Origin of the sequence: Niveispirillum sp., assembly GCF_052437035.1 — a bacterium.
Lineage (GTDB): Bacteria > Pseudomonadota > Alphaproteobacteria > Azospirillales > Azospirillaceae > Niveispirillum.
The window spans coordinates 192,601-209,613 of sequence record NZ_JBQVOH010000004.1 but is presented as its reverse complement, the minus strand read 5'-3'; the positions used below and the strand labels follow the sequence as shown (position 1 = coordinate 209,613).

The following is a 17,013-nucleotide window of genomic DNA, read 5'->3' as shown; positions in this document are numbered from 1 at the left end:
TCCATTAACGCGACAGTTCCACCTTGCCGGGGCCGACATGATAGATTTTCGGCGTGCCGCTGTGCCCGGCCAGGCTGACGCGGCCGGGGCCGGTCATCAGGACGCGGGGGTCCTTGGCCTTGCCATTGAAATCAACGGTGCCGGGACCGGTGACGCCGATGGCCATGCTGTCCACCTGTCCACCACCGATGGTCAGGGTGCCGGGGCCGGGTATGGCGGCCCCCAGACTGCCGGCCAGCATGCCGACCTTGATGTCGCCGGGGCCGGGCATGGAGACGGACAGCCCCTCCGATACGGTGCCCAGCTTCACGGCGCCATTGCCGTTCACTTCCAGGGCGGCGGTGCCGACATTGCCCATCCGCACTTCGCCATCGCCGGACAGTTGCACACCGACCAGCCCCTTCACGTCGCCCACCGACACGGTTCCTGACTGAGTAATGCGGACCCGCGCCGACTCCAGCGCCCCCAGCTTCATCTCGCCATTGGCCAGTTCCAGCCGGGCCGGTGCCCCCAGGTCCCCATCCACCGTCAGGTCACCAGTGAAATTATTGACGAGCAGCGGCGTGCCGCGGGGGACCGACAGTTCCAGGGTAACGTCAGGCTGGCTCTGGGGTCCCGGCCCGGTGATCCACAGCACCCCGTCATCGATGGAAAGGTTGTAACGCTTGCGGCTGTTCTCCAGCGTGAACAGCACGCCATCGGCAGCGTCACCCACCACCTTGATCCGCACCGACCCCATCACGCCTGCCAGCCGCACGCCGGACGGCGCCTCGGCCATGGCCGTGATGCGGTTGGTGCCGTCATCGGCGGTGGTGCGGTCCAGATAGCGGATATCACCATCGCGGCGCCCCTTGTTGCGGTCGGCCTTGGCGGTCGCAGCCTTGGCGGCGGCGTCGATCTGTTCGGAAACAGACCGGGTGATGGCGCCCATATCGACGGCCCGCCCATCGCCCATCTCCATCCGGCGGGCCTTTTCGGCCATCCGTTCGGCCACCCGGTCCTGCGTCCGCTCTATCAGGCGGTCATCGACATGCACGCGGACGCCGTTATCGCCAAACGACATCTCGATCTTATGGCCCAGCTTGGCCAACTTGTCGCCCGACCCTACCGGATCGCCCGCCACCAGCGCCCAGCCCACCGTACCTGCCAGCACCACGATGGCGGCAACACCGCCCAGCGGTACGCCGGGCTTCAGGCGGGGGCGGGAGGAAAGGGGCTGGTAGGCGGGCATGGGCGGACCTCAAGAACACAGAAGGGCGGCGATCTGATGTGCCCATCATAGCGTCTGTGCCGTCCCTGTCTTCCGCCGTTTCCCACCTGCAACAAATTTGGTGCCGCCTGTTACAAACAGCGTGGGTGCAGAAAAGTGCGTGGGTGCAGGACTGCGTTGTCATAATACCTTCTACAACCCATTGTGTCCTACAAGTGGGTTCAATATGTTCCTTGCAACTGATGACCTAATTGAACAATAGGACAGACGGTTCCCATGGCCGCCAAGCGTCGTCCCCCCATCAATCCCGAAGATACAGCGCCCGAATCCATGCGGGCGGTATGCCGCAATGTCGTTGTGGCGGGGAAACGCACGAGTATCCGAATGGAACCGCTGCTGTGGGACAGTCTGGCCGATATCAGCCGGCGCGAGGGGCAGTCGCTGAACGACATCGTGACGATGATCGACGGGCGCCGGGGCGACAGCGCCCTGACGGCGGCGCTGCGCATTTTCATCCTGTCCTATTTCCGTACCGCGTCCGACGCGCCGTCAAACACGCCCGGCCTGGCGGAGGAACAGACCCCGTTCGGCACCACCGCCGACTATTCCCGCGTCTTCCGCAAGGCGCTGGAAATCTTTGACGAGGCTTAACGACAGACGCGGTCGCGGATCAGCAGGGCCAGCATCTCTGTCCCGGCCATCGGGCTGGCATGCAGCAGCCGGTCGGGCGCCACGTAAAGCCGACACAGCCCCTCCACCACCGTCTGGAAATGCAGCTGCATCCAGGGGTTGGTGGACCGCACGCCGTCCGCCGCAACGGGCCGCCCGCCCCAGGGCAGCAGCACCACCAGATCATAATCGGCCATGGCGCAGACGGCGCGGGCCAGCAACGCCTCTGTTGCCGCCGGATCATCCACGGCAAAGCCATTGACCAGCCAGAAGGACGCCATGTCCAGCGGCGTGCGGTCGGTGACCAGACCGTCCTGTGCCCGCGCCAGATCAAGGGCCAGATCGTCGGCATCACCCGCGATCATGCGGCGATGGCCGTCACGCGACAGGGCATGGGGATCAAACCCGGCCATAAGCCGGTCGCGCATCGTCTCCCGCCGCACTGGCAGATGCATCAGGTCGGATACAGCGTCGGCCAGGCTGGTTTTGCCTGTGCCTGCACTTCCGGTGATCCCGATGCGTGGCCGCCGTTCCATCATCGACGCCTCCCCCCGCCTTGCCCGTTCCGTCGCAACTGCACTATGCACTATAAAGTCGCGCCCGCCGGTTCATCGGCGGTCCGGGTCCAAGGATAGCATCGTGCCAACCATGCCCGCCGCCAATCCCCGCGAAAGGCGGGGGTCCACCGGCCTTATCCTCTTCGGTCTGCTATATGTCGCCATAATGGCGGCCTTGTCGCCGATTGCGGCGAAAGCGGGGCCGGCGCGGGTGGTGTCGCTGAACCTCTGCACCGATCAGCTTGTGCTGGCGCTTTTGCCACCCGAACGGATCGCTGCCCTATCCTTCCTGGCCGCTGATCCCGGCCTGTCGGCCATGGCGGATCAGGTGGGCTCCATCCCGCTGGTCCAGGGCATGGCAGAGGAGGTGCTGCCCCTGAAACCCGATCTGGTGCTGGTCGGCACCTATACGACGCGCCCCACCGTGGCCCTGCTGCGCGCGCGCGGCGTGGCGGTGATGGAGGTCGGGCTGGTCAATGATTTCGACGGTATCCGGGCGCAGATCCGTACCATCGCCGCCGCCCTGGACGTGGCCGCGAGGGGGGAGGAACTGATCGCCCGCATGGATGCCACCCTGGCGGCGGCGGCGCCTTCGGCTGATGATGCGCGCCGTCTTCGCGTGCTGTCGCTGGCGCCTGGCGCCTTCACGGCGGGGGCGGGCACCCTGTCCGATGCGGTCATGCGCGCTGCCGGACTGACAAACTACGCCGCCGATAAGGGCCTGGATGGCTATGGCTATCTGCCGGTCGAAACGGTGGCCGCTGATCCGCCCGACCTTCTGATCGCCAATAGTGATGAAAAGGGCCATCCCTCCCTGAATGGGCAGATGCTAACCCATCCCGCCCTATCGCGTGCCGTCCCTGCCACGGCCCGCCCGACGGTTCCGGGCAAGCTCTGGACCTGCGGCGGGCCCTTTACCGCCGATGCCGTGGCCCTGCTGGCCGCCGCCCGTAACCGGCTGCTTTCAACCCGGGTGTCACCATGATCCGCGTCGTGCCCTTTCTGCTGTTTGTCGCTCTCCTCCTATTCTTTGCGGCCTCGCTTGCTGTGGGGCCGACGGCGGTATCGCTACCGCTGGCTATCCGTGACTGGTGGGCAGGCGGGGACGGGACCGCGGTGGTGATCTTCGCCGATATCCGGCTTCCGCGCGCCCTGCTGGGGGCCGGGATCGGTGCTGTCCTGGGCCTGTCGGGGGCGGCGCTGCAGGGCCTGCTGCGCAACCCGCTGGCCGAACCCGGTGTCATCGGCGTGTCGGCAAGTGCGGGGCTGGGTGCTGTCATCGCCTTCTATTCAGGCGCCAGTCTGGTCTACCCGCTGGCCCTGCCCATGGGTGGCATGGCGGGCGCTTTGATCGCCGTCACCCTGCTCTATCTGCTGGCCGGTCGGCAGGCCTCGGTCCTGACCCTGATCCTGGCCGGGGTGGCCATATCCAGCTTGGCCGGCGCGCTCACCTCTCTCGCCCTGTCGCTGTCGCCCAACCCGTTTGCCCTGACGGAGATCGTGTTCTGGATGCTGGGGTCGCTGGCCGACCGTTCCATGAACCATGTGGCCGTGGCGGCACCCTTCATGGGGCTGGGTGCCATCCTGCTGCTGCTGTCGGGCCGGGGGCTGGATGCCCTGTCGCTGGGGGAGGGGACGGCGCAATCCATGGGCTTCAGTCCGCGCCGTACCGGCATCCTGGTCATTCTGGGCACGGCCCTGGCGGTTGGTGCGGCGGTCGCCGTTGCCGGCGCCATCGGCTTCATCGGCCTGATCGTACCCCACCTGTTGCGCCCGCTGGCGGGGGCGCAGCCGTCGCGCCTGTTGCCCTTGTCGGCGCTGGGCGGGGCGGCACTGCTGCTGGCGGCGGATACGGCCCTGCGTCTGGGCGGGCCGGGGCCGGAACTGAAACTGGGGGTCGTCACGGCCCTGCTGGGGGCGCCCTTCTTCCTGGCGCTGGTGCTGAAGACGCGTACAAGGGTCATGTGACCGGCGGGTGAAACTTGGCTATGCTGGGACCAACCGCACCGGAAGGATGGACAAGATGCGCAAAGTAAGTGTCGCCGCCACGCAGTTTGCATGCAGCTGGGACCGCGACGCCAACATCGTCAAGGCAGAAGACCTGATCCGCAAGGCCCATGGACAGGGAGCACAGATCATCCTGATCCAGGAGCTGTTCGAGGCCCCCTATTTTTGCCAGGACCAGAAGCCGGAATATTTCGAACTGGCGGCCCCGGCGGACAATAACCGCCTGATCCAGCATTTCCAGGCCCTGGCGAAGGAATTGTCGGTGGTCCTGCCCCTGTCCTTCTTTGAGAAGGCCAACACCGCCCACTATAATTCCCTGGTCACCATCGATGCCGATGGCTCCATCCTGGGGCTTTATCGGAAAAGCCATATCCCCGATGGTCCGGGCTATCAGGAAAAGTTCTATTTCAGCCCCGGTGACACGGGCTTCCAGACCTATCAGACGCGTTATGCCCGCATCGGCACGGCCATCTGCTGGGACCAATGGTTCCCCGAAGCGGCCCGCGTCATGGCCCTCCAGGGGGCGGAGTTGCTGTTCTATCCCACGGCCATCGGGTCGGAACCGCAGGATGACAGTCTGGACAGCCGCGACCATTGGCAGCGTGTGATGCAGGGGCATTCGGGTGCCAACCTTATGCCCGTCATCGCCAGCAACCGCATCGGGAAAGAGACGTTCGAGACGGGCAGCATCACCTTCTACGGCTCCTCCTTCATCACCGATTGCAAGGGTGCGAAGCTGGTGGAGGCGGACCGGACATCGGAAACGGTGCTGGTGCAGGATTTCGACCTGGACGCCATTGCCCGCATCCGCGCCGGCTGGGGCGTGTTCCGCGACCGCCGCCCGGCGCTTTACTCCCCCATCCTGTCTCTGGATGGCAGCCTGCGCCACGGTTGAGCTATTTCCAAGGCCTGAATATATGTGTAAACAGTGAGTCCTGCAGCCTTTAGGACTCATGATCGCCATCCGCTTTATCATTGCGCTGTTTCTGACCCTGGTTTTCACCATCAGGGCGGTATATGCGGCCCCGGTCGAAACGCCGCCGGGGCGCATAGAGGCGCTTTACTCCCAACGCGCCGGTCAGGAACTCCGCCTGTTCGGGCGGGACCTGTTCGCCGGTCCCATGCCCGATGACGGCCCCGCCCTGGGGTCGGTGGGCGATGATTACCGGCTGGGCCCCGGCGATGAACTCTCCGTCCTGCTGCGTGGGCAGGTATCGCGCAGCAGCCGTCACCGCATCGGCGCCGACGGAATGCTGCTGATCCAGGATCTGCGCCCCATCGCGGCGGCGGGGCAGACGCTTGGTGCCGTGAAGGCTGAGCTGGACGCGGCGGTGGCGGCCACCCATGTGCAGACCCAGGCCTTCCTGTCGGTCCTGTCGCTGCGCCGTGTCGGGGTGCTGGTCCTGGGACAGGTCGCGCGACCGGGTCGGCAGTCGCTTCCCGCCTATGCCACGGCACTTGATGCGCTGATGGCGGCGGGCGGGGTGCTGCCCGATGGGTCACTGCGCGCCATCCGCCTGCTGCGGCCAGGGGCTGAGCCTGTGATCGTCGATCTTTATGATCTGCTGGTCAGCGGGGAAGGGGCGGCGGCGGACCTGCTGGTCGATGGGGCCCGGCTGGTGGTGCCGCCCCTGGGGCCGACGGTGGCCATTGCCGGATCGGTGAAACGCCCCGGTATCTATGAGCTGCCGCCCGGTAGCGGTGCCGTCACGGGGCCGGATGACACGTCCGACCTTCTGACGCTGGCTGGCGGCGCGCTCCGTCCGGGCCGTGACCGTTCCACCCTGTTGCGCCAGGGTCCGGACGGGGCAGAACGCCCGCAACTGGTTAGCAGCGCTGACCCGCTGCGCCTGCGTGATGGCGACCTGTTGCTGCACATGCCCGACGGTGGGGCACGGGCCGGCAGCGTCACCCTGTCGGGGGCTGTGGCGGAACCGGGGGAACGGACGCTGACCGATGGCATGCGTCTGGCCGATCTGGTGGACCGCGCCATGCTGCCGCCCGACGCCTATCTGCCGCTGACGGTTCTGCTGCGCCGGACCCAGGCCGGCGGTTCCTCGCAGATGCGGGCGCTGGACCTGTCCGCCCTGCTGTCGGGGCGGGAGGGCGAGATGGCGCGTGACGGCGACCGATTGGTGGTGCTGTCGGCTGCGGATGTCGCTTTCCTGCGCGGGCGATCCGTCCTGTCGCTGCTGTCGGGGCAGGTGCCGGACCCGGCCGATCTGTCGGTCTGTGCCGGTCTGGCCGCTCTTGCCGCCGCCCTGTCGGCTGATCCGGAAGGGGCGCTGGCGGCCGGCCCCTTGGCCCATGCCGCCAGGGGGGTGGAAGGTCCACCTCTGCCGTGCCCGCCTTTGTTTCAGGCCGATGGCGACCTTTTACCCTTCCTGCTGCGCCAATCGGTCTTCATGCGGCGCGGCAGCCTGCGCCCCGGCCCATATCCGGTTGCCGGCCCTACGTCGCTGGCCAGCCTTGCCCCATTGTCCGGCGGCAGCCATGACGGCAAGACCACAGCCAGTCCGGGACAGGTGGCCGATCCTGATGGCGACGGCGTGCTGCTATCTGGTCCGGTGCGCCAGCCTGGCTTGCGCTCCGTCGGTGGGGAGGGGTTGAGCCTGCGCGCCCTGCTGTCCGGCCCCGGTGCGCCGCTGCCCGATGCCTATGGCCTGGTCGCGCTGCTTGAGCGCACCGACCCCGCCGGTGCCGGGCGCCGACCCAGCCTTTTCGCCCCGGCGGAGGTGGTGGAGGGACGGTTTGACCTGCGTCTGCGCGATGGCGACCGCGTCACCCTGTTCCTGCGGGAGGAGGTGATGCGTCCGGCATCTGCCCTTAGTGAACCGGATGTGCCCGACCCGTTGCCTCCAGACATCCGTGCCCTGTTGTCGGAGCGGGCGGTGGCCCTGCGCGGCGGGGTGATGATGCCGGGGGAATATCCCGTGCCGGGACCGGTGCCCCTGTCGCTGCTGCTGCGGACCGGCGGCGGTCTGAAGCCGGAAGGCGATGCGGAGCGGCTGGAACTGCTGCCGCCACCCGTCCCGCCGCGCGGACGCGATGATGGGGACACGCTGGGCGCCATGCCCCGCACCCTGACCGGCGGGGCCACGGCAAGCACCCTGATCCCGCCAGGGGCCGCCATCCGTGTCGGCCTGAAACAGCGGCCACAGGAAAGGCGCGGCATCCTGCTGGCGGGGGAGGTGGCGGAACCCGGCACCTATGATCTGGCGCCGGGAGAGACGCTGTCCATGCTGCTGGACCGGGCCGGTGGCCTGACGGAGGACGCGTACCCCGCCGGCATCATCTTCACCCGTGAAAGTGCGCGACTGGCCGAAGAGGAAGGATTGCGTCGCACCGCGCGGGAATTGGACCGACAGTTGGGTCAGATGCTGGGCGGCAAGAACCCGCCCGACCCGGCCCGTGTCGAACTGGCCCGCCAACTGGCCGCCGACCTGCGCAATACCAATGCTCTTGGCCGCATCACGGTGGAGGCTAATCCCGCCGTGCTGGGCGACCGCCCCGAACTGGACATGCCGTTGCAGCCGGGCGACCGCATTCACATCCCGCGCCGCCCCCTGACGGTGACGGTGTCGGGAGAGGTGCTGGCCCCCGCCTCCCTGCTGTTCGATCCGGACAAAAAGCCGGAAGATTATCTGCGCGAAGCCGGCGGCCTGACCCGGTTTGCCGATGATGACCGCATCTTCATCATCCATCCCAACGGGGCTGCCGAACCGTTGGAAAGTGGCTGGTTGACCCATCAGGTGCCGACACTAACACCCGGTTCCATGATCGTGGTCCCGCGCGATGCCGAACCGTTCGAATGGCTGCCGCTGACCCAGAGCATCACGACGATCCTGAGCCAGATTGCCTTCAGCGCCGCCGCCATCGCGGCCATCAGCAACTGATGGGCGCCCCGCTGCTGTCCATCATCACGGTGGTCCGCGACGATCCGGCGGGCCTTGCGGCTACCCGTGACAGTCTTGCCACCCAGGTCTGGCAGGGGTTTGAATGGCTGGTCGCCGATGGCGGCTCCGCCCCTGCCACGCTGGCGGTTTTGAACACGCCCGGGCCCGTGCCGCAATGGCTGGACAGCCGGCCTGATGGCGGGCCGTTTGCCGGCATGGATCGGGCCATGGCGGTGGCGCGGGGGGATTATCTGCTGTTCTTGAATGCGGGTGACAGTTTGGTGGACGGCCATATCCTTGCCGATCTTCTTTCCCACCTGACCGCCTGTCCCGACTTGCTTTACGGCGACAGTCTGGAGGATCCGGGCGATGGGGTGATGCGGGTGAAGCCGTCGCGGCACTGGCGCTGGGCCTTCTACGGCATGCCCGCCCACCATTGCGCCATCCTTTACCGCCGGACCCTGGTGGCGGATCTGCGGATGGACCAGGGCTATCGCATCGCGGGCGATTATGCATTTACCCTGGCCGCCCTGCGGCGCGCCGGTTCCGTCATCCGCTTGCCCCGTGTCGTCGCCCACTTCGCCCCCGGCGGCCTGTCGCGTCGCCATGCGGCGCTGGGCCGGGCGGAGCAATTCCGCATTCGCCACAGCGTTCTTGGTGTTTGCGCTACCGTCGCCGGCGCCATATGGCTGCTACAAATTGTCGCATCCGTCATCCGTGGTATATCCCCAAGTGGGTATGCCTTCTGGCGATTCCGGGGGCCTGCCGGCTGAGAGTTAATGGGATTGAATTCATTAACATCGCATTTACATAGCAAAATCAATAGTTAAGCGTTTCCTGATTGAATACCGCCATTAACCATTCAGCCCTCCAATGGTCACAACCCACTACAACCGTCCGTATTGGAGCGGGGGCTCTAGACCTCTATATGTAGCGAAAGACCACTATCCGGTGCGAAGGAGTCCCGAAATGCTTGAAAAGAGAAACCCGTCAAAGTTGGGCCTGGCACAGGCCTATTCCCTGTCCAAGCGCGGTGAAGGCCCCAATCCCATTGATATCCATGTCGGTCAGCGGCTGCGTCTGCGCCGCACCTTGCTGGGTCTCAGCCAGGAAACGCTGGGCGAGGCCGTGGGCATCACCTTCCAGCAGCTTCAGAAGTATGAGCGCGGGGCCAACCGCATCAGCGCCAGCCGGCTGTTCAACCTGTCTCAGGTTCTGGGCGTGCCCGTGACCTTCTTCTTCGACGATCTGCCGGCCTCGGAATCCGCCCTGGTTCCTGATGAGCCCAGCGAGACGCAGGAGTTCGAAAGCATGGCCCGGCGTGAGACGCTGGAACTGGTCCGTGCCTATTACCGTATTCCGGAAGATGCCGTCCGCCGCCGCACGTTCGAACTGGTGAAGACGCTGGCCGGTGACGGCGAGGACAGCGCCAAGGCCGGCTGATCCACCGGTTCCGATCTTAATGCCCCGGATAGTTCGGGCTGGCTGGCTGCATCCCGTGCGGCCAGCCAGTCGCGTTTCAGGTCAATGGACCAGTAATAGCACAGGCGCGACATGGCATGGTGCAGACCGGCCTTGCCGTCCAGAAACCCCAGATGCCAGACATAGGCATGCAGGAAGGCCAGCCAGGGCCGCCCCGGCACCCGCGCCAGCAGGCGTTTGGCCAGACGCCGCCATCCCCGTTCGCCAGCCAGAAGGGCGGGTACCGCCCCGCCGCCATGCGCCAGTTCCGCCTCCCAGTCCGAATAGCGGTTATGCCGATCGAACCAGTCTGCGGGCGGCTTCTGATCGGCATGGATCATGAAGTTATACAGGCGGCCAACCGGTCCATCCACCATGGGCTGGTAATGTCCCTCCACCTCCCACATGCGGGTCACATGCAGGTCGGGACAGACCGGAAAACGCGCACGCCGCCGGTCCATCAAGGCGATCTTGCGATAGGGTGTCCCATGTCGCAGAACCCGACCCAGCCATAGGGGCCGGCTGTCGACGAAATAGGCCGCCGCCTGCGGCCCCCGCCGCATCAGGTCCCCGATCTCTGCAACCAGTTGGGGAGTAACCCGTTCATCCGCATCGATGAACAGAACCCAGTCATGGCGTATGCCTGCATGACTCAGTGACCATTGTTTCTTTTTCGGATACACGCCGTTCCAGCGAAACTGGACCAGATCCGCCCCGTTGGCGGCGGCGATCACGGCGGTCGAATCGGTGCTGTGGCTATCCACGACAAGCACCTGCGCGAATCGAGACAGAGGCGAGAGGCACAAGCCGATATTGGCCGCCTCGTTTCGGGTCATGATGATGACGGTCACGGGGATCGCGGGCATATCCACTGTTTCCATCAAAGCCCCCGCCGGTAACCATGCCGTGCCGCCACCGCGAACAGCCCCAGCCCCAGCCCGGCCAGCGCACCCGCTGGGATCAACGGTACCGGGTTGGGCCAGTCGGCCAGGGCGGCGGCGGCGGGTGGTTCCAGAAGGTCCGCGGCATAGGGCAGGCCGACATCCAGCATCATCAGCATCTCTTCCTGTTCCGTCACCATCCCCGACAGAAGGCGGGAGCGGTCCAGATTGGCGATACCGGACAGGCGTCCGTTCACATGCGTCATCTCGGCCCGCAGCCGTCGTTCCGCCTCCGCCCGCAGATGCGCTTCCGTGGCGGCGTGCAGGCGGGTCAGCAGCAGCAAGGCGAAATCCCGCTCCTCATGCCGGTAGACCAGCCGCCGCAACGGCCCGCCGCTGACCGATTCGATAGCGAGATACTTTTTCAGATGGCGCGAGAGGTCCACCGCATCGGGCGGGGACCAGACCGCATGCCCGGCCAGCCAGCGCAACCCGCGCACCAGCATGGAACCCGGCCCCGTTGGCGGACGCCAGCGCCCTGCCTCCGCGTCCCAGGCATCCTCGAACAGGCGGTGCATCAGTTCCTGATCCCGGACCAGACGTTCGGCGACAGGCACGGAGGTCAGCAGCGCCAGATAGCGGGAGAAGTCACTGACCAGTTCCTCCGCCGATCCCTGCTCGGCGATGCCGCGCCCGGCGGCGGGCGACAGGGCTGGCGCGCGGGGCCCCATGGCCGCCGGACCGCTGCGTCCCGTGGGTCCCACGATCAGGCTGGCCGTATAGCGGGGGGTGACCAGATGCAGGGCCAGGATGGTCAGCGTCAGCCCCGCACAGGCGCACAGAAGCAGGTTCCGCCACTGTCCCGCCAGTGCGCGCAGCATGTCCCCCATGGCGGAGGATGGCATGTTCAGCCGGCTGGCGACGCTGTCGGGCATCGGTCAACGCCTGCACTTGTGTTCATCTATCGCGAGAATGTCAGATGTCGCTTCTCCCGTAAAGGCTGGCATGCGATCGACCGGCAACCAGAGAGAGGAGAATGGAGAAGCAAAGATACTTGAAACTGGTGTGCAGGAATGCGCCCAGCAGCAGCGATGGCGCCACGGCCAGAAGCAGCATGGGCATGTCGCGCGCCGCGCGCACGGCCCTCCCCGCCAACAGTCCCGCCAGTACCACGACCAGCGCCAGCCCCGTCGCCCCCAGCTTCAAGAGGAAGTAGCTGGCGGCGCTGTGAGTATAGGATACGCGCCACCAGCCCACCGCCGGGTTGGCGACCAGGGCGCCCCAGCCATCACCGATCAGGAAGGCCAGCGGATCGCGCCCCACCTGATCCAGCACGGCCACGAATTCGTCGACGCGGTTGTTCAGACCCACGCTTTCTGTCTTGTCGGCCAGAAGTTCCGCCACGCCGGCCACCCGCGTGCCGACAAAGGCCAGCAGCAGCAAGGCCAGCAGGGAAGTGGCAACGAACCAGAACGGATGCCGCCACAGGCGGATACCCATCCCGGCGCCCAGCGCCAGCAAGGACAGGCCAAGCCCCGCCCGGTGCAGGGTCGCCGCTAGGGCCAGCAGGCAACACAGGCTGCCCGATGCGGCGAGTGCCGCCTGCACCTGCTCCACCCACCGCCGGGGCCGGGCCAGGAACCAGCCCGTGGCGCGCAAGCCCAGCCAGACGGCAGCGAACGGCACCAGTGCGCTGTTCAGCAGGTAATAGCGCCCCTCCCCCAATGGGGAGGTACCCAGGGAGGACAGGGCCATGCCCGCATCCCACCACCAGCGCAGAGTGAAGATCACCCCGGCCAGGGCGACGATATCGGCCAGCCTGTCGGCCCGATCCACCGGAAGTTGCCCCAGGCGTGGGGCTAGCAGCAGCGGCAGGGCCAGGAACAGCATGGGCACGATGTCGCGCATCATGTCCGTCAGGCCCCAGCCGTTCCACAGGCCGCGAATCAGCCCCTGCCATAACAGCCAGACCAGAATGGCCGATCCCGCGGCCATCACCGCTGGTCCGCGTGCCAGCATCTGTCCTGAGAAAAACCGCCAAGGGGTACCGATCCCCACCATGCAGGCGATGCCTGCGAAGACCAGCAGTTCCTGTGGACGGATGCCCGGTGGGGCCGGGGCGGAGGCAGCACCATAGGCCAGGATGGACAGGGCGAAGGCCCATAGCCGCCAATCCACCTCGCCTTCTACCCGCATCACGCGACCCTGCATCCGGTTTTGCACCAAACCTATCATGACATGGCAATGGCGCTGGACAAGGGGGGGCTGGCGGGATCAAAAATCACGCCCATGACACACCAGACCGACATCATCACCCTGCCCCATGGCCGCCCCGGCACCGCGCGGCGCCTGACCATCCACCGGTTCGGGTCCGGCAGCGGCCCCAAGGCCTATATCCAGGCCGGTCTGCATGCCGGCGAATTGCCGGGAATGGTCGTGGCCCGCCATCTGCTGGATCATCTGATCCGTCTGGATGGGGAAGGCAGGATCAAGGGGCGGGTGGTGCTGGTGCCCATGGCCAATCCCATTGGATTGGATCAGGTGCTGCTGGGCGGCCATGTCGGTCGCTTTGATCTGGCCAGCGGGGTGAATTTCAACCGCGCCTTCGCCGATCTGGGCGATACGGTCGCCGACGCGGTGCTGCCCGGCGATCTGGGCCCCGATGCCGATACAAACCGCCATGTGCTTCAGCGGGCACTGGCCAGGGCCGCCGCCGCGTTGCAGCCCCGGACGGAGGCGGACGCCCTGCGCAAGCTGCTGCTGTCCCACGCCGTCGATGCCGATTACGTGCTCGACCTGCATTGCGACAGCGAGGCGGTGATGCATCTCTACACCACGCCCGCCTGCTGGCCCTTGGGTGTGGCCGATCTGGCGGCGCGGCTGCATGCCAGGGCGGTGTTTCTGGCCGACCGGTCGGGTGGGGAGCCGTTTGACGAGGTCTGTTCCACCCCCTGGGACCGGCTGCGTGCCCGCCATGGCGGGCCGGACACGCCCATCCCCGTGGGCTGTTCCGCCGTGACCGTGGAATTGCGGGGCGAGGCGGATGTGGATGACGGGCTGGCCGCCGCCGATGCCGCCGCCCTGATCGACCATCTCTGCTGGCGCGGGATCATTGATGCCCCGGCCCCCGCCATGCCCGACCGCTCTGACCTTGCCACGCCACTGGCCGGTGTGGACCGGGTCCGTGCGCCGGTGGGCGGCGTCGCCCTTTACCATGTCAGCCTGGGTGACCGGGTGCGGGCCGGCGATCATGTCGCCACCATCCTGGACCCGGCCAGCGGCGAACGCCATCCCTGCCACGCCACCTCCGACGGGCTGGTCTGGTCGCGAACCCAGTGCCGCTATGCCGGACCCAATGACATCCTGCTCTGCATTGCGGGACAGCAGGTGCTGGTCACCTCTGGTCCGCTGCTGACGGCGTAACTTTATTGCCTGCGAATTCGCGGCCACGCCATGACGTGGCGTGCCGCCTCGCGGGCTTGGAAAAGGCCGCGGGGCGGTCTAGTTTCCCCCGACACCTTTTCGTCATCCAGGCAGCGTCATGAACAAGCCCCTGAACAGCTATCGTAACGGTCCCGACGAACATGGCCATTTCGGCATTTTCGGGGGACGTTTCGTCGCCGAAACGCTGATGCCGCTGATCCTGGAAGTGGAAAAGGCCTATGAGGAGGCCAAGGCCGACCCGGAATTCCACGCCGAACTGGCCCATCAGTTGAAGCATTATGTGGGCCGTCCCAGCCCGCTTTACTTCGCCAAGCGCCTGACCGAGGAGCTGGGCGGGGCCAAGATTTATTTCAAGCGCGACGAGCTGAACCATACCGGCGCGCACAAGATCAACAATTGCATGGGCCAGATCCTGCTGGCCAAGCGCATGGGCAAGAAGCGCATCATCGCCGAAACCGGTGCGGGCCAGCATGGCGTGGCCACGGCCACCGTCTGTGCCCTCATGGGCCTGCCCTGTGTCGTCTATATGGGCGCCACCGACATTGCGCGCCAGGCGCCCAACGTGTTCCGTATGAAGCTGCTGGGGGCCGAAGTACGCCCCGTGACCAGCGGGGCCGGCACCCTGAAAGACGCGATGAATGACGCGCTGCGCGACTGGGTGACGAATGTGGAAGACACCTTCTACATCATCGGCACCGCCGCCGGCCCGCACCCCTATCCGGCTATGGTCCGCGATTTCCAGTCCATCATCGGGCGCGAAACCCGCGAACAGATGCTGGAGGCCGAAGGCCGCCTCCCCGACATGCTGGTTGCCTGCATCGGCGGCGGGTCCAACGCCATCGGCCTGTTCCATGATTTCCTGGACGAACCGACGGTGCGTATGGTGGCTGTGGAAGCTGGCGGCCACGGCTTGGACGTGCCCAACGGCCATGCCGCCAGCCTGAAGGGCGGTCGCCCCGGCGTGCTGCACGGTAACCGCACTTATCTTTTGCAGGATGATGACGGCCAGATCCTGGAAGGCCATTCCATCTCTGCCGGTCTGGATTATCCCGGCATCGGCCCGGAACATTCCTGGCTGCATGAGGTGGGGCGCGTCGATTATGTCAGCGCCACCGACCGCGAGGCGCTGGACGCGTTCCAGCTGCTGGCCCGAACGGAGGGCATCCTGCCCGCCCTGGAACCCAGCCACGCCCTGGCCGCCGTACAGCGCATCGCGCCGACCCTGTCCAAGGACACGCTGCTGGTCATGAATCTCTGCGGCCGTGGTGACAAGGATATCTTTACGGTCGGCAAGGAGTTGGGCGTCGCGCTGTAAGGGGTGATTGTTCCCGACTTGTTCTCATTCCGCGCGTGCGGTATGCTCCGTCCCCCACTTTGTGACGGAGGCCGCTGCCCGTGCCGCTTGACCTGATTTCGCTGCTGGCCGGTGCCCTGGCGGGTGCGGTGATCGCGTTTCTCTGGCTGCGTCAGGGGACAGCGACCTTGCGCGCCGAACGCGCGGCCCTGCTGGCTGACCGGGAGCGGGACCGTCACCATATTGGGGAATTGCGGGTCGAGCTGGCGCAGCGCGATGGGCTGCTGGCCGATCTGCGTCGGCAATTGAATGCCGAATCGGCGCGGCGGGCAGGGGCGGAGGCAGAAGCGGCGCGCCTGCCCCGGCTGGAAGAAGCCCTGGCCGTGGCCCGCGATGAGCAGGCGGACTTGCAGACCGCCCTGGCGGAAGCGCGCACCGCCCTGGACCATGAACGCCGCACCCATGCCGACAAGCTGGCCCTGCTGGATCAGGCGCAGGTGCGGTTGGCCGATGCGTTCAAGGCCCTGTCGGCGGACGCGCTGTCGGCCAATAACCGCGAATTCCTGACCCTGGCCCAGGCGCAGTTTGACCGGTTCGGGGAGGTGGCGAAGGGCGACCTGGAAAAGCGCAGTGCCGCCATCGATGCCCTGGTCACCCCCATCCGCGAGCATCTGTCGAAGTTCGGGGAAGCGGTTCATGGCATCGAACAGGCCCGCATCGGGGCCTATACGGAACTGAAGACCCAGGTGGCGCATCTGATGGAAAGTCAGGGGCAGTTGCGGGCCGAAACCGGCAATCTGGTGAAGGCGCTGCGCAGCCCGGCCACGCGGGGCCGCTGGGGCGAGATCCAGTTGAAGCGCGTGGTCGAAATGGCCGGCATGCTGGATCATTGCGATTTCCATGAGCAGGCCAGCGTCAACAATGCCGACGGCAACCGCCTGCGCCCCGACCTGATCGTGCGGCTGCCGGGGGGCAAAAGCATCGTGGTGGATGCCAAGGCGCCGCTGGAGGCATTTCTGGACGCGACCCATGCGGGGGACGATGAGGCGCGGTCAGCGCATCTGTCCCGCCATGCCCGCCATATCCGCGACCATATGAAGGCGCTGGGCGAGAAACGCTATTGGGCGCAGTTCGATCCGGCCCCGGAATTTGTGGTGCTGTTCCTGCCGGGGGAGAATTTCTTCTCCGCCGCGCTGGAGCAGGACCCCGCCCTGATCGAGGCCGGGATCGACCAATCGGTGATCCCCGCCACGCCCACCACCCTGATCGCGCTGTTGCGGGCCGTGTCCTATGGCTGGCGGCAGGAGGCACTGGCCCGCAACGCCCAGGCCATCAGCCAGTTAGGCCGCGAACTGCATGAGCGACTGTCCACCATGGCGGACCATATAGCCAAGGTGGGCAAGGGGCTGGGCGGGGCCGTCAACAGCTACAACGCCGCCGTGGCATCGATGGAAACCCGCGTCATGGTGACGGCGCGGCGGTTCAAGGAATTGAAAGCGACTGCGGGCGGCGATCTGCCCGAACTGGTGCAACTGGATCAGGTGCCGCGCCTGCCGTTGCCAGAGGGGGAAGGGTGAGGGCACTCCCTCCACCC

15 protein-coding genes are annotated in these 17,013 nt (G+C 66.4%); 10 read left to right on the top strand and 5 right to left on the bottom strand.

What is annotated here, in order from left to right:
• Window positions 1-4 precede the first annotated feature (4 nt).
• A complete protein-coding gene (locus ACT6Q8_RS12755) occupies window positions 5-1,231 on the bottom strand; it encodes a DUF2807 domain-containing protein (protein ID WP_054166963.1) in 1,227 nt (408 codons plus the stop codon).
• A 255-nt stretch (window positions 1,232-1,486) separates the two neighbouring features.
• Between ACT6Q8_RS12755 and ACT6Q8_RS12750 the strand changes: the two genes are divergently transcribed.
• Entirely contained in the window at window positions 1,487-1,861 is a 375-nt protein-coding gene (locus tag ACT6Q8_RS12750; protein ID WP_444739388.1) for a ribbon-helix-helix domain-containing protein, read from the top strand.
• On the opposite strand, the gene ACT6Q8_RS12745 is transcribed toward ACT6Q8_RS12750, so the two are convergent.
• Window positions 1,858-2,418, bottom strand: a complete 561-nt coding sequence (locus ACT6Q8_RS12745; protein WP_444732783.1) for an AAA family ATPase — start codon at window positions 2,416-2,418, stop codon at window positions 1,858-1,860. The genes ACT6Q8_RS12750 and ACT6Q8_RS12745 overlap by 4 nt on opposite strands.
• A gap of 109 nt (window positions 2,419-2,527) precedes the next feature.
• Between ACT6Q8_RS12745 and ACT6Q8_RS12740 the strand changes: the two genes are divergently transcribed.
• From ACT6Q8_RS12740 to ACT6Q8_RS12715, 6 genes are all read left to right on the top strand, one after another.
• Entirely contained in the window at window positions 2,528-3,421 is an 894-nt protein-coding gene (locus ACT6Q8_RS12740) for an ABC transporter substrate-binding protein (RefSeq protein WP_444732911.1), read from the top strand.
• The gene (locus ACT6Q8_RS12735) at window positions 3,418-4,404 is read left to right on the top strand and encodes a FecCD family ABC transporter permease (protein ID WP_054166959.1); all 987 of its coding nucleotides are present in this window, start codon (window positions 3,418-3,420) and stop codon (window positions 4,402-4,404) included. Before ACT6Q8_RS12740 ends, ACT6Q8_RS12735 begins: the two co-directional genes overlap by 4 nt.
• Before the next feature lie 55 nt (window positions 4,405-4,459).
• Window positions 4,460-5,338, top strand: a complete 879-nt coding sequence (aguB, locus tag ACT6Q8_RS12730) for an N-carbamoylputrescine amidase (RefSeq protein WP_054166991.1) — start codon at window positions 4,460-4,462, stop codon at window positions 5,336-5,338.
• Between the two features lie 58 nt (window positions 5,339-5,396).
• The gene (locus tag ACT6Q8_RS12725; RefSeq protein ID WP_444732784.1) at window positions 5,397-8,339 is read left to right on the top strand and encodes an SLBB domain-containing protein; all 2,943 of its coding nucleotides are present in this window, start codon (window positions 5,397-5,399) and stop codon (window positions 8,337-8,339) included.
• Window positions 8,339-9,112, top strand: coding sequence for a glycosyltransferase (locus ACT6Q8_RS12720; RefSeq protein WP_444732785.1), 774 nt, complete (start codon window positions 8,339-8,341; stop codon window positions 9,110-9,112). Before ACT6Q8_RS12725 ends, ACT6Q8_RS12720 begins: the two co-directional genes overlap by 1 nt.
• Before the next feature lie 196 nt (window positions 9,113-9,308).
• On the top strand, window positions 9,309-9,782 hold the full coding sequence (locus tag ACT6Q8_RS12715; protein WP_054166956.1) for a helix-turn-helix domain-containing protein: 474 nt from the start codon (window positions 9,309-9,311) through the stop codon (window positions 9,780-9,782).
• Here ACT6Q8_RS12715 and ACT6Q8_RS12710 read toward each other — a convergent pair.
• The 3 genes from ACT6Q8_RS12710 to ACT6Q8_RS12700 are packed head-to-tail and all read right to left on the bottom strand — an operon-like array spanning window position 9,689 to window position 12,877.
• The gene (locus tag ACT6Q8_RS12710) at window positions 9,689-10,666 is read right to left on the bottom strand and encodes a glycosyltransferase family 2 protein (protein WP_444732786.1); all 978 of its coding nucleotides are present in this window, start codon (window positions 10,664-10,666) and stop codon (window positions 9,689-9,691) included. The genes ACT6Q8_RS12715 and ACT6Q8_RS12710 overlap by 94 nt on opposite strands.
• Before the next feature lie 14 nt (window positions 10,667-10,680).
• On the bottom strand, window positions 10,681-11,616 hold the full coding sequence (locus tag ACT6Q8_RS12705) for a hypothetical protein (RefSeq protein ID WP_054166955.1): 936 nt from the start codon (window positions 11,614-11,616) through the stop codon (window positions 10,681-10,683).
• 40 nt (window positions 11,617-11,656) lie between these two features.
• Entirely contained in the window at window positions 11,657-12,877 is a 1,221-nt protein-coding gene (locus ACT6Q8_RS12700; RefSeq protein ID WP_156344485.1) for a hypothetical protein, read from the bottom strand.
• Window positions 12,878-12,970: 93 nt separating this feature from the next.
• On the opposite strand from ACT6Q8_RS12700, the gene ACT6Q8_RS12695 reads away from it, so the two are divergent.
• From ACT6Q8_RS12695 to rmuC, 3 genes are all read left to right on the top strand, one after another.
• Window positions 12,971-14,104: a succinylglutamate desuccinylase/aspartoacylase family protein gene (locus ACT6Q8_RS12695; protein WP_444732787.1), complete on the top strand. Its 1,134-nt coding sequence runs from the start codon at window positions 12,971-12,973 to the stop codon at window positions 14,102-14,104.
• Window positions 14,105-14,222: 118 nt separating this feature from the next.
• Window positions 14,223-15,440 (top strand): tryptophan synthase subunit beta, encoded by a 1,218-nt coding sequence (trpB, locus tag ACT6Q8_RS12690; RefSeq protein WP_054166952.1) that lies wholly within the window; start codon window positions 14,223-14,225, stop codon window positions 15,438-15,440.
• 80 nt (window positions 15,441-15,520) lie between these two features.
• A complete protein-coding gene (rmuC, locus tag ACT6Q8_RS12685; RefSeq protein WP_444732788.1) occupies window positions 15,521-16,996 on the top strand; it encodes a DNA recombination protein RmuC in 1,476 nt (491 codons plus the stop codon).
• The last annotated feature ends 17 nt before the right edge of the window (window positions 16,997-17,013 follow it).

Coding starts and splice junctions, on each gene's coding strand:
- ACT6Q8_RS12755 (WP_054166963.1), bottom strand. CDS start 1,231: ATGCCCGCCTACCAGCCCCTTTCCTCCCGCCCCCGCCTGAAGCCCGGC.
- ACT6Q8_RS12750 (WP_444739388.1), top strand. CDS start 1,487: ATGGCCGCCAAGCGTCGTCCCCCCATCAATCCCGAAGATACAGCGCCC.
- ACT6Q8_RS12745 (WP_444732783.1), bottom strand. CDS start 2,418: ATGATGGAACGGCGGCCACGCATCGGGATCACCGGAAGTGCAGGCACA.
- ACT6Q8_RS12740 (WP_444732911.1), top strand. CDS start 2,528: ATGCCCGCCGCCAATCCCCGCGAAAGGCGGGGGTCCACCGGCCTTATC.
- ACT6Q8_RS12735 (WP_054166959.1), top strand. CDS start 3,418: ATGATCCGCGTCGTGCCCTTTCTGCTGTTTGTCGCTCTCCTCCTATTC.
- aguB (WP_054166991.1), top strand. CDS start 4,460: ATGCGCAAAGTAAGTGTCGCCGCCACGCAGTTTGCATGCAGCTGGGAC.
- ACT6Q8_RS12725 (WP_444732784.1), top strand. CDS start 5,397: ATGATCGCCATCCGCTTTATCATTGCGCTGTTTCTGACCCTGGTTTTC.
- ACT6Q8_RS12720 (WP_444732785.1), top strand. CDS start 8,339: ATGGGCGCCCCGCTGCTGTCCATCATCACGGTGGTCCGCGACGATCCG.
- ACT6Q8_RS12715 (WP_054166956.1), top strand. CDS start 9,309: ATGCTTGAAAAGAGAAACCCGTCAAAGTTGGGCCTGGCACAGGCCTAT.
- ACT6Q8_RS12710 (WP_444732786.1), bottom strand. CDS start 10,666: ATGCCCGCGATCCCCGTGACCGTCATCATCATGACCCGAAACGAGGCG.
- ACT6Q8_RS12705 (WP_054166955.1), bottom strand. CDS start 11,616: ATGCCCGACAGCGTCGCCAGCCGGCTGAACATGCCATCCTCCGCCATG.
- ACT6Q8_RS12700 (WP_156344485.1), bottom strand. CDS start 12,877: ATGCGGGTAGAAGGCGAGGTGGATTGGCGGCTATGGGCCTTCGCCCTG.
- ACT6Q8_RS12695 (WP_444732787.1), top strand. CDS start 12,971: ATGACACACCAGACCGACATCATCACCCTGCCCCATGGCCGCCCCGGC.
- trpB (WP_054166952.1), top strand. CDS start 14,223: ATGAACAAGCCCCTGAACAGCTATCGTAACGGTCCCGACGAACATGGC.